This window comes from Rhizobium sp. R693 (assembly GCF_002211315.1).
Taxonomy (GTDB): domain Bacteria; phylum Pseudomonadota; class Alphaproteobacteria; order Rhizobiales; family Rhizobiaceae; genus Rhizobium.
Window position 1 is genome coordinate 98,400 of the sequence record NZ_LOKY01000003.1, and the last position, 12,339, is coordinate 110,738.

Here is a 12,339-nt window from a genome sequence, read left to right on the forward strand (position 1 = left end):
ACGGCACGGCGAGGTTCGAGACAGAGGTCATGGACAAGATGACATTCGACAACGACGTGGTTGTTGAATGCGTGGAATTATCGACACGCTTCAGGCCACATTACCACTGACATCGCGACGATCCCGGCGACTCAACGGCTAGTTTGCCCGTCTTCTGTAAGCCGGCGTCCTACTGCGTTCAGACCGCGGGCCGAGCCTTGTGTGCGTGGGTCAGTTCCGCGACCTTGTGAATATGAGAGACGGCGGCTCGTCCGCCTGCTGTCTTGGTGAACAGTTCAAGCGTTTCATCCTCGTGGTCACCGACCGGTGTCAGTGCCTGATCCATATACGTCTTCGATTTCTTGTCGCGTGCGATGAAGAAGGCGCTCGTTGCGAGGCTGGCAATGGTGGCGCCTAGCGACAGGTGCTTGCGAACGGTTTCCCAGATGAAACGTGGCCAGAACGTCACGGCGCTTTCTCGTGGCAGGCCGGGGCGGCGTTCGGATGGATGCTTGAGACGAAGCAGTCCGCTCTGCAGCGGATGAACGTTCTCCAGCGGCACCGTCGTCGCAAACGACACGAGCATCTTGACAAGGCTGGCGAGCGGTACGCCCGTGGCAACAGCCCGGCGCAGCAGCGTCTTCATATGCTCTGGCGAGTAGTAGAGCGACCAGGCCTCCTGATAGATGTCTTCCCATTCCTGCTTGCTCATCTTCGGATGCGCAGTGCAGACGTGCTCGACGTCGTAAATGTTGAGATCGGCGTCCATCTCGACGCCTTTCTTCCACAGGGTCTGATGATCCTCCGAGCCCGGCAGCGGGGTCAGCACGAAGAACTCGATGACATCAAGGGGCAATTCGTGCTGGATGATCGCGATGTCGCGCCGGATCGACTCCGGCGTGTCTGCAGGGAAGCCGAGAATGTAGCCGGCGAGCGTCATGATGCCCTGTGCCTTCCAGGCGAGCAGCATCTTCCGGTATTCGGTGATCTTGTTCTGGTTCTTTTTGGCCGCAGTCAGATTGTCGGGGTTTACGTTCTCAAGCCCGATGAACACGCGGGTGACGCCGGCGCGTTTGGATTTTTCGATGAAGTTCGGGATCTTGTGGCAGAGCGTGTCGACCTGGATCATCAATCCAAGTGGGATGCCGTCCTTCTCTCGGAGCTCGATCAAGCGGTCGAAGATTGCTTCCCAATCCCTGTTACGCGCGAAGTTGTCGTCGGTGATGAAGAACTTGTGGATGCCTTGTGCCCAGTTCATCCGCACCAGTTTTTCGACATCATCGGCCGATCGAAAGCGCGATTTACGCCCCTGCACATTGATGATGGTGCAAAACGAGCATTGATACGGACAACCGCGGCCGGCGTCGAAACTCGTGCTGAGGCCAAGCGTCTGCGCCACATTGGCTTTCGGCAGGAACGGGACGGCCGCACCTTCGATGCTCGGCAAGTCGTTCATGAAATTGTAGAGCGGCTCAAGCTGGCTGCTGGCGGCATCCTGCAGAACGCGCTCCAGCCGGCCTTCGGCCTCGCCGGCGAACATCGAGATACCCATCTCGCGACACGCGTCCAGGCCGACCGCCTTGCCGTCGAGCATGGCCAGGCACCCCGACACGTGAAAGCCGCCCATCGAAACTGGAATGCCGGCGGCGCGGAAGGGGCGCGCGATATCCAGTGCCCGTGGATACTGATTCGACTGAACGCCGACCAGGGCGACCATCCCGAAATTGGCGTGTTGTCCAAGTTGTTTGAGCAGAGCCGGGATGTTGACCCGCGTGTTGGTCTCGTCGATGACCGTAATGTCGATTTCGACATTGGGGCCGAGGACCTTGCGCTCAGCGCAATCGGACGCGATTCCATAGATCGCAGCCAAGGAATTTGAGGGGATCATTGCCCGCCACCACCGGATCACATAGCCATCATCGTCATAATGCGACGGCTTGATCAGGATGAGCTGGAAACTCCGTTTGGCGGTCTTGGACAGATCTTGCACGGTCACTCGCTGGTAAGAGGAATCCCCGAAAATGGACGCTACCAGACGCGGCGGATTATACAAGCGAAGGTTTTACCGGCGCTATTCGACACAAATAAGTCAGGTCGACCGTATTTTGGCCGGATCTTAGATTTTTGTTTTCGTTTACTAAATTGTCAAAGCCTGCAGCCTGGTTAGGGGATCACAGCTCCGATTTGATGTCGCCCATCCGGTTCCACGCATCAAGACCGGCGATCTTGTAGGCCTCGGCGAGCGTCGGATAGTTGAACGTGTTTTCGACGAAGTATTCCACCGTTCCCTTGAGGTTCAGCACGGCCTGGCCAATGTGAACCAGCTCGGTTGCCCCTTCACCGACGATGTGCACGCCAAGCAGTCGGCGCGTCTTCAACGAGAAAATGAGCTTCAGAAGCCCGGTATCGAGACCCATGATATGTCCGCGCGAGGTCTCGCGGAAACGCGCGATGCCGCATTCATAGGGAATACCGCGCTCCTTCATCTCTTCCTCCGTCAAGCCGCAGGTAGAGATCTCCGGAACGGCGTAGATGCCGTAGGGAAAGTATTTCGGCGGCTCCTTCGCGACCGCACCGATGGCAACGCGGGCGGCGATGCGGCCCTGTTCCATGGAGGTGGATGCGAGGCTCGGAAAGCCGACAACGTCGCCCGCGGCGTAGATGTTCGGGACAGAGGTCTGGAAGGTCTCCGGATTGACCTTGAGGCGGCCACGGCTATCGGCTTCGAGTCCCGCCACTTCCAGGTTGAGCGTATCGGTCGCGCCCATACGGCCGGCGGCGAAGAGAACCATGTCGGTCACCAGATGGCGACCATTGTCGAGTTTCAGTTCGACCTTGCCGTTATCCAGGCGCGTCACCTTGTCGGCCTTGGTGCCAAGCAGGATCTTCATGTTGCGATCGCGCAGCTGGTAGGTGAAGTCCTCGACGATTTCCCGGTCGATGAAATCGAGCATCGTCGGCTTAGGGTCGACCACGGTCACCGCGGTATCGAGTGCGCTGAAGATCGTCGCATACTCGATGCCAATGACGCCCGCGCCGATCACGGCCATCGAGCGCGGCAGCTCTTCGATGTCGAGCAGCTCGTCACTGTCGAGCACCGTCTTGTTGTCGAATGGGATGTCATCGGGGCGGAACGGCTTCGTGCCGACCGCAAGAAGGATGCTGGCGCCTGTGACCCTGAGGATTTCGCCGTCGTCCTTGACGACTTCGAGCGTCGACGGGTCGACAAAGCTTGCCTTGCCTCTGATATGCTGCACGCGGTTTCGGGCGAACTGGTGCTCCAGCACCTCGACTTCGTGATCGAGGGTGATCAGCAGGCGCCGCCGAAGGTCTTCCGCGCTGATTTCTTCCTTCACGCGATAAGACCGGCCGTAAAAGCCGCGCTCGCGCCAGCCGGAGAGATTGAGCGCCGTTTCGCGCAGCGTCTTGGAGGGGATGGTGCCGGTGTGCACCGAAACGCCGCCAACGCGTTTGCCCTGTTCGATGACCAGAACTTTCTTGCCAAGCTTGGCGGCCTGAATAGCGCCGCGGCGGCCTGCGGGACCACTACCCACAACAACAAGATCGTACTCGAACATTAAGCTGGCCCCGATTGAAAAGCTGGAATCATTTTTGCGACGCAATATCTCGCGCGTCCACCGGTAGCAGGTCAATGTTGCAGATTATTTTATGAGCGGATATCAGGATTCATTGAGGCCAAGTAGGGGTTCCAACTTCTCGAAGGTGCGATCCATGGCGAAAGCCCGGCTGATCGGCAGTGCGATATGGCCGTAAAAGATCGACATCTGCCCTTCAGCCACTTTCTCGTTCGTCTTGCTGATCGCCGCCAGATAAAGCGCGGATGCGAGCCCGGTTCTATCTGCACCTGAGAGGCAGTGGATCAACAGCGGCTTCGGAGCGTCCTTCATGACTTGGATCAATTCCTTCGCCCGCTCCGGGGAAAGCTCCTTGTAAGCCGACATCGGGAAATCGATGTGCTCGATGCCAAGTGTCTTGGCTTGTTCGACCTCGGCGCTCCATGTCGGGCTGTTGATCCCGCCGCGCAGATTGATAATGGTCTTTATCCCATAGCGCTTCGAGAAGTCGGCAATTTCCTGTGGGGATGGCTGCGACGAACGGTAGACTTCGCCGGCAACGACAGCATGAAAGTTGCTCGTCGCCTCCAAATAGAAAGCGTAGCCGCCAACGATGGCAAGGAGCAGGGTGAGCAGAAATGCCGCTGCCATCCTGGAACGAGGGAATTGGCGAGAAACAAAGGTCGTCGTCATAAAGGTCTCGAAGCAGAACGGTTGCAGCATGCTTGCCTTGCCACCCAAACCTGACGGACACCTGAAGCAGGTTTGGTCTCTAAATCAGACGTAGACCCTTAAGACTCGCGTGACCGTCCTTACCGATGATGATGTGATCGTGGACGGTGATGCCGAGCGGCTTTGCCGTATCGACAATCATCCTCGTCATGTCGATATCGGCCCTCGACGGCGTCGGATCGCCCGAGGGATGGTTGTGGACGAGGATCAGCGCCGTCGCCGAAAGCTCCAGCGCGCGCCGCACAACCTCGCGCGGCTAGACCGGCGTATGGTCAACCGTCCCGCGTCCCTGAACCTCGTCGGCCATTAACGCGTTGCGCTTGTCGAGAAAGAGAATGCGGAATTGCTCGCGTGTCTCATGGGCCATGGCGGCGTGCAGTATTGAATCACTGACGACCATGATGATAGCACCTGCTTGCCGCGAAGCTCGCTCTTCAGGGTCCTGTGTGCGGACTGTCGAGACCAGCTTCAGATCGAGCGCCACGGCCTCGCCGATGCCCTTCACCTACTGCAACAAAGGCAGTGGTGCGCCGAAGACGGCGGCAAGTGAACCGAAGCGCTCGAGCAACGCCTTTGCGATTGGCTTGGTATCGCGCCGCGGGATCAGCCTGAACAGCAGCAGTTCGAGCAACTCGTAATCGGCGAGCGCCGTGTCGCCATGCTGACGAAATCGGTCGCGTAGCCGCTCCCGGTGTCCGTGATAGTGCTCTTCCTTGCCGAGCGATGCCGGGAGGTTGGCCTGCTTCGTGAGCGATGCCGGCTTGGCGGCCTATTCCGCAAAGAAGGAGCGTTCGTCGCTTGCATCGCTGGTGGCGAAGGGCAGTTCGGCGTCGTTGGATTGCGAAACAGGACCCTTCGTCATCAAGCGCTCATCGGTTCAAGGGCGGAAGGCCGGGTCGGTCGAGGCCGCCAGGCGAAAGCGTGAATATCTCGCAGCCGTCGGCGGTGACGCCGACCGTGTGTTCGTATTGCGCCGAAAGCGAGCGATCGCGCGTAACGGCAGTCCAGCCGTCCGCCAGCACCTTCACATGCGGCCGACCCAGGTTAATCATCGGTTCAATCGTGAAGATCATGCCTTCGCGCAGTTCCGGCCCTTCGTTCGCGCGGCCGTAGTGCAGAATGTTCGGGGAGTCGTGGAACAACGCACCGACGCCGTGACCGCAGAAATCGCGCACAACGGAACAGCGTTCGGCTTCGGCATAGGTCTGAATGGCCTCTCCAATCGCGCCGGTGCGAGCACCGGGCCGAACGGCCGATATGCCACGCAGAAGGGATTCGTAGGTCACTTCAAGCAACCGCTCCGCTGCACGTTTGATGGTCCCGACCGGATACATGCGGCTTGAGTCGCCGTGCCAGCCATCGACCACGTAGGTTACATCGATGTTGACGATGTCGCCCTCGCGCAGAGGCTTGGCATCAGGAATACCATGGCAGACAACATGGTTGATCGAGGTGCAGGTTGATTTCGTGTATCCGCGATAATTGAGCGTCGCCGGAATCGCACCGTTGTCCATGCCGAATTCGAAAACGAAGCGGTCAATGGCGTCGGTCGGAAGGCCCGGCTTCACGACAGCGGCCAGCTCGTCGAGGCAGCGCGCCGTCAGCTGGCAAGCCTTCCGCATTCCCTCGAAAGCTTCAGGACCGTAGAGCCTGATTGCGCCCGTATTTTTCGATGGCGCGGAAGAGGCTTCGATATAATTCACCATTGCAGGCCTTTAGGATTGTCATTCTGGTACATAATGCAGCTATGCAGGGTTCGTCCATCGCGATCAATGGGGTGGATGTGATTTATGGCCTTGCGGTCGCGTTGAACCGGCACCGGCAGCTCTTCTGCGAGCCGCGCGCAGCTTCGCCTTCACGCGATCCTTTTGGCCCGTGGCTTGACCTGCATTGTCACTCGGACGCGGCGCTGGAAAGTGCCTCGCTGAGTAAAACAATATGGCGCTTCCCAGCGCCCCGTTCGGCGGTTTGTGCCCGCAACTCCGGTCCCTCTGCGGCCTGCCCGAGGAAGCTCTTGCTTCCCCTGGGGGCCATGTGTGCCACACAGGCACGTCCGGGGCTCAACTCGACGCCGCATTCGCGCGGACGCCGCCGTCCCCGGAGGGAGGCCATTTTCTGCGGGCCCCTGATGCGGAAGCTCACGTCCTTCCTCCGCACCCGGCGCGCCGGTCCCGCCTCGCCGCAACGCCTTGCGGTGTATCCATGACGGGACGAGGGGATGATGGCATGGGGGCGAGGGGTGGGGATGGAACGGGGGCTATGTGGTTGTTTTTGTGGGAACAGTCGCAGATTACGTTCATATGGTGAGCTGTCGAGACCTACTACGAATGCGGCACCTCAACATCAAAGCAATTGCTGATTGCGCAGGAGCCGCTTGATTCACCGCGCGGATGCGAGGTGGCGGAATCCCGGATCAGGTCCGGGATGACGGGAGGAGAGCAGTTGCCCGGGCCGGCCTGTCTTGCACTTCGTCGTTCACCGTTAGCTCCCGTCATGCCGGGCTCGACCCGGCATCCAGTAGCCCCGCGTCTACGGCGCAAAGGCGTCTTTCTCGCCCAGGACTTGAGCGCGCTGGCTCTGGATCCAGTTGGGGGGGGGACGAGGAGGTGAACGGCTGGGTGACGGCGCGAGGGCTTGCCTTCACGCGGCGGGTGTCATCTGTGGCTTGTATCCGACGCAACGATGATGGCATTTCCGCGTGCCGCTGGGCAAATCGAGCACGTCGTTCTTGATGACTATTGATTAGGAGCGCGACGAGAACAACGAAGCGAAGGTGGACGTCGGCTTGTTCGGCATGCTCGTGACCACCACCAGTTGACGGATCTGGCCGCGTTTGAAGGCGGCGAGAAAGCGCTTGTAATCCCTGAAGGACACGCAGCCGTTGGAATCGCCGCGAGCGCCGAGCATGTAGGTATGCGCTAGCAGGCCAACGCGGTTGTAGACATAACCTGCGCCGCCAACAGGATTGAGGCGAATAGCCTCGACGCCGTGGAACAGGCTTTCGCGCATTGTCAGATTGTAGGTATGCGGCGGGGTCGGTCCGCGGTTCTTGGCATTCACATAGCGCGGGTTGTCACGCATCTTGCCGAGACCGGAATGGGCTTCCAGGCGCTCACCGTTCGGAAGGTAGACTATGTTGGCGGAAATGTCGTAGACCGCGACGCCACTACGCGCGACGGGCGCAGATAGTCCCTTCTTCACGGTCGGCATTGCGTCTTCGTCATCATCCGAAGCGCCCGCATCCGGCCGGGCATAGGCCAGCACGGGTTCTGCCGGAGCACTACGATCGCTGAGCGTCGCCCGCTTGGTCAGGCCATCGGGCCGGGCCATCGGCAAGGGGATCGACGTGTCGCTGCCGCTCAATACGAGATCAAACGGCTGGGTGGACGACGCAGGTTGCTCGGTCGGCGCGGCAGAAGCAAGACTTGCAACCTCGACCGGACCTCCTGGCTTGGCCGCCGCGGGTGGAACCTGTCCCTTGATGGGGTCAGCAGGTCTTGCGGCGAGCGCCAGCAGGGCAGGTCCTTCGGCAACTGCAATTTCTTCTTTCGACGGAATGATGATGCGATCAGCCGAGGCAACAGCGACCGGTGTCGCCGTGACGGCGTCGTCCTTGGTCTCGCGGCTTGGCAGGGCAGGTGCTGTCGTTGCGGCAACCATTGCCGGCTGCTTGTTCGGAGAGCCTTCAGAAATAGCAAGAGGTTCGGATTGCCCGACGAATGCAGCTGCCAGCGCCGCGGATGGAGCGGCCACGCGAATACCCGTGGCCTCCGCCAGCTCGCTTTCCGAGCTCATTCGTAGGCGCGAGAATTTCTTGACATGAACGAGGCGCTGCATGGGCTCGGTTCTAGCAATGGCTGCAGGGGCCAGCGCGATGTCGGCAAAGCGACCGGTGCTCGGATGCGGAGCTGGCGCAGCCATGTGCATGGTCGCGACTGTGGCGACGATCCACGCCGAAGCGGCAAACCCCGCACCGATAAGAGTTGCACCTGAGAGAAAATGGAAAGAGCGACCGAAGCGAGAAATGGACGTACCTATGGGCCTGGTATTGGCAAACACATCGACCGCAAACGCCATAACACTTGTCTTTCACAACTCGTTACAAGGCCGGCGGTACTGACAGATTGATAATTTTCTTCGCCGGGGCCGGTATAGGAGCATCAGGGCCAAATTGCGGCTTTGCTAATATGTCCGGTTGCCTGACAGAATGGCGAATTATGGTAACCAATTCCTTTACGTGATCGCTTGCACCGTACGAATTTGAATGCAGAGCTTTCGGCATGGCCCCGAGGCTCGATTTTACCCGCCTCCTTCTTTGTCATGACGTGCCGAAGAACGCGGATTCTGCTATGAATGCCTGCCGTCGCGTGTCTCTACCTTGGGAGGGAAAACGATGTCTTCGACACAAGTGGTTCATGAAGAAATCTCGCCAGCGTCGCTGGTCGATGCGATGTTTGCTTTTCGAAAAACGGCGGCAATGAAGGCCGCAATCGAATTCGATCTTTTCACGAAGTTTGGCGGCCAGGCGCGCACCGCGAAGATGCTTGCGTCGGACCTGGATTGCGCCGAGCGCGGAGTGCGCATTCTCTGCGACTTTCTGGTGGTTTCGGGTTTTTTGACGAAGAGCGGCGAGAGTTATGCGCTGACGCCGTCGAGCCAGGCCTTTCTCGACAGGCGCTCCCCGGCCTATATGGGAGCGGCGATCGATTTCCTGGCTTCGCCGCAAATGATGTCCTTGTTCCTCGAAAACCCGGCTGCCTTTGTTCGCAACGGCGGCTCCGTCGGCTTGGCCAACGTAGCGCCGGACAATCCCATTTGGGTCAAGTTTGCCCGGGCAATGGGTTCCTTTACCGGTGCAAGCGCAATGGCCTTGGCGTCTGAGGTGGCGACGTGGCCAAAGCTGCCGAGCAGGGTGCTGGATATCGCGGCCGGTCCCGGCGCCTTCGGCATAGAGATCGCCAAGGTGGCGCCATCGGCCAGTGTGGTCGCTATCGACTGGAAGCCGGTTCTTGCGGTGACGGAAGAGAATGCGACGAAAGCAGGCGTTGCCGAGCGCTTCACGTTCCGCCCCGGCAGCGCCTTCGAAGTCGATTGGGGCAGTGGCTATGACCTTATCCTGCTGCCGAACTTTCTCCATCACTTCGATCGAGAGGGCTGCGTTACGCTGTTGAAGAAAGCGCGTGCGAGCCTCGTGCCTGAAGGCCGCGTGGCGGTGGTCGAGTTCGTTCCGAACGAGGATCGCGTGTCGCCCGAGTTCCCGGCGGCGTTTGCCATGGTCATGCTGGCTACGACGCCGAATGGCGATGCCTATACCGGGCGGGAGCTTGCCGAGATGGCCAAATCGGCCGGTTTTCGCGTCGTCGCGACGAAGCCGCTTTCGCCGTCACCGGCCAGCCTGATCTTCCTGGAGTAACAGAGCCGCTGCGGTTTCCAGCAAGCCTCAGGCTCGCTCCATGACATAGCTTCCCGGCGCTTCTTCGATGGCGTTGAGCGCAGCACCGCCCGGCTTGCGGGCGGGCACGCGCTTGCTGTCTTTCGCCTCGATCCATGCCTGCCAGTGTGGCCACCACGAGCCGGCATTTTCGGCGGCTTCGGTAAGCCATGTCTCGTAGTCGCCTTTCGCTGCGCCGCCGGTCCAGTATTGGTACTTCTTCTTGTCCGGCGGGTTGACGACGCCAGCGATATGGCCGGAGCCTGCGAGCACGAAATCGACCTTACCACCGAAGAACTGGCTGCCAAGGAACACCGACTTTGCCGGCGCGATGTGGTCTTCGCGGGTTGCGAGATTGTAGATCGGAATCTTGACGTCCTTCAGGGACAGCTTTTGCCCGTCGAGGATCATCTCGTTCGCAGTCAATGCGTTCCTGAGGTAGCAATTGCGCAGGTAGAAAGCGTGGTTCGCCGCCGCCATGCGCGTGGAATCAGCGTTCCAGAAGAGCAGGTCGAAGGGCATCGGATCCTGGCCCTTCAGGTAGTTGTTGACGAAATAGGGCCAGATCAGCTCCGAGGCCCGCAGCATGTTAAAAGCGGTCGCCATCTTCGACCCGTCGAGATAGCCAATCTCCTCCATATGGGCTTCAAGCCGTCCCAATTGCTCCTCGTCAACGAAGACCTTGAGATCGCCGGCATGGGTAAAATCCACCTGCGTCGTGAAGAGGGTGGCGGTCTTGATCCGCTTGTTCTTCTCCTTGGCGTGCAGTGCCAGCGTTGCGGCGAGCAGTGTGCCGCCCACGCAGTAGCCAACAGCGTTTGCCTCCTTCTCGCCCGTCGCCTTCTCGATGGTATCGAGGGCAAAGTCGATGCCTTCGCGCGCATAGGCGGCCCAATCCTTTTGCGCATGGCGCGCGTCCGGATTGACCCAGGAAATCACGAAAACGGTCTGCCCCTGGTCGACGCACCATTTGATGAATGATTTCTGCGGGTTGAGATCGAGGATGTAGAACTTGTTGATCCACGGCGGACAGATGAGAAGCGGGCGCTTCAGCACCGTCTCGGTCGTCGGCTCGTACTGGATGATCTGGCAGATCTCGTTCTGCGCGATCACCTTGCCTGCAGTCAGCGCCATGTCGCGGCCGACGGCGAACTTGGTCATGTCGGTTTGGCGAAGCCTGAGGTCGCCTTGGCCCGCCGCGATATCCTCGGCAAGCATTTTCATGCCGCGCACAAGATTTTCGCCGCTGGTGGCGATCGTTTCGCGGTAAAGCTGGGGGTTGGTGGCGACGAAATTGGTTGGCGAGAGCGCGGCCGTGATCTGCTTCACATAGAAACCGGCCTTGTGCTTCGTGTGTTCGTCGAGCCCGTCGGTGTCGGCCACCATCTTCTCGGCCCAATCGGCGGTGATCAGGTAAACCTGCTTCAGGAATTCGAAGAACGGGTTCTTTTGCCAGTCCTCATCGGCAAAGCGCTTGTCCTTGCGGTCCGGCTCTTCCGTCGGTGTCTCGCCCTGCATGCGCTGCATCGAGCGCATCCAGATGCCGAAGTAGCTGCTCATCAGCTGCGTCTGCGCTTCAAAGGTCCGGCGCGGATCGGAGATCCAGTACTCGGTGACCTTGGAGAGCGTCTTCACCATGTCGGTCACCGGTTCTGCGGCATTTTCCGCGATTTCGCCACGTTCGCGAGGCGCGAGCCAGGCTGTAGCCGCCTTGCCGAGATTTTCGAGCGCCCGGGCGAAATTGATCGCCATCGCCTCGGGATCTTTCAACAGGTAGGGATCGAGGTCCTTTGCATCGAAGCCCGGGCCTTTTGCCTTGTTGCCGTTGTCCTGCTTGCTGTCGGTCACGCGTCTCCTCCGGCGGCAGCATATCCTGCAAATCGAGTTGTACATCTGGAAAGATCGATAAAACAAGTTCCGCTGATGCACGCTCGTGCTATTGCTTTGTGGCGGCGACGAATTTAACAGTCGAAGCACCTCAGGATTTGGGACCTCTGGCACATGACGAAAAACGGCATCCGCACTATCGCAAACGTGACCCGCATCGCGCTCATTAGCGCCGCCGCGGCCATGACGCTTGCCGGATGCCTGGAAACGCCCGAGGAAAAGGCCGCCTTCCGGGCCAGGCAGGCAGCGCCGACGCCTGTTGTCATGAACGCAACGAAGGGCGAGGCGGCGACGGAAAGCGGCCTGTCACACTACAAGGACGGCTACCCGGGATTCGGTGCGCCGCTGACAGCCGCAAACGTTCAGATGGGTGACGACGAGGCCGGCGGGCTTCAGAAGAAGCTGACGGCCCTCGGCGCACAGCGCAAGGCCGGCACGATCTCGGAAGCCGAGTATCAGCGTCGCGTAGCGGAATTTCGCAAGCTTGCGGCCGAGCATGGCGCCGAAACGCTCTCCGAAATCGCCAATTAGGCCTTGCCTTCGCTGCGATTTGGAAGCAAAGCCTTCCAGTAGTGGCGGAAGATGAATTTTTCCCAATAATGCAAGGCCTGCACGGTTTTCCGCCAAAGAAATGCCGTGTGACACAAGTCTGATGAATACGGCGTTGGCGATTCTGAAGTTCGTATCGCGAACAGCCGGGAATTAGGACGAACTTCGAGCGCGGTCATGGTGGCC

The 12,339-nt window shown here is 59.6% G+C and carries 9 protein-coding genes and 1 pseudogene; 2 read left to right on the forward strand and 8 right to left on the reverse strand.

What is annotated here, in order from left to right:
• Positions 1-178: 178 nt before the first annotated feature.
• The 6 genes and pseudogenes from ATY79_RS04620 to ATY79_RS04645 form a co-directional block, all read right to left on the reverse strand.
• Positions 179-1,969 (reverse strand): radical SAM protein, encoded by a 1,791-nt coding sequence (locus tag ATY79_RS04620; protein WP_189637255.1) that lies wholly within the window; start codon positions 1,967-1,969, stop codon positions 179-181.
• A 181-nt stretch (positions 1,970-2,150) separates the two neighbouring features.
• Positions 2,151-3,557: a Si-specific NAD(P)(+) transhydrogenase gene (gene sthA / locus ATY79_RS04625; RefSeq protein ID WP_088694863.1), complete on the reverse strand. Its 1,407-nt coding sequence runs from the start codon at positions 3,555-3,557 to the stop codon at positions 2,151-2,153.
• A 102-nt stretch (positions 3,558-3,659) separates the two neighbouring features.
• Positions 3,660-4,277, reverse strand: coding sequence for a dual specificity protein phosphatase family protein (locus ATY79_RS04630; protein WP_088694864.1), 618 nt, complete (start codon positions 4,275-4,277; stop codon positions 3,660-3,662).
• Between the two features lie 49 nt (positions 4,278-4,326).
• Positions 4,327-4,992, reverse strand: a pseudogene (gene radC, locus ATY79_RS04635) (DNA repair protein RadC); the annotation flags it as partial.
• A gap of 163 nt (positions 4,993-5,155) precedes the next feature.
• On the reverse strand, positions 5,156-5,992 hold the full coding sequence (gene map / locus ATY79_RS04640; RefSeq protein WP_088694865.1) for a type I methionyl aminopeptidase: 837 nt from the start codon (positions 5,990-5,992) through the stop codon (positions 5,156-5,158).
• Between the two features lie 1,036 nt (positions 5,993-7,028).
• Positions 7,029-8,363, reverse strand: a complete 1,335-nt coding sequence (locus ATY79_RS04645) for a DUF2778 domain-containing protein (RefSeq protein WP_088694867.1) — start codon at positions 8,361-8,363, stop codon at positions 7,029-7,031.
• 316 nt (positions 8,364-8,679) lie between these two features.
• On the opposite strand from ATY79_RS04645, the gene ATY79_RS04650 reads away from it, so the two are divergent.
• A complete protein-coding gene (locus ATY79_RS04650) occupies positions 8,680-9,699 on the forward strand; it encodes a methyltransferase (protein WP_088694868.1) in 1,020 nt (339 codons plus the stop codon).
• A gap of 27 nt (positions 9,700-9,726) precedes the next feature.
• Here the strand turns inward: ATY79_RS04650 and phaC are convergent, their stop codons facing one another.
• Complete coding sequence (phaC, locus tag ATY79_RS04655) at positions 9,727-11,610, reverse strand: class I poly(R)-hydroxyalkanoic acid synthase (RefSeq protein ID WP_189637256.1); 1,884 nt, start codon at positions 11,608-11,610, stop codon at positions 9,727-9,729.
• A 108-nt stretch (positions 11,611-11,718) separates the two neighbouring features.
• On the opposite strand from phaC, the gene ATY79_RS04660 reads away from it, so the two are divergent.
• Positions 11,719-12,135, forward strand: coding sequence for a hypothetical protein (locus ATY79_RS04660; protein ID WP_088694870.1), 417 nt, complete (start codon positions 11,719-11,721; stop codon positions 12,133-12,135).
• Here the strand turns inward: ATY79_RS04660 and ATY79_RS30380 are convergent.
• Entirely contained in the window at positions 12,132-12,332 is a 201-nt protein-coding gene (locus ATY79_RS30380; protein ID WP_141105589.1) for a hypothetical protein, read from the reverse strand. The two genes, ATY79_RS04660 and ATY79_RS30380, sit on opposite strands and share 4 nt — an antisense overlap.
• Positions 12,333-12,339: the final 7 nt, after the last annotated feature.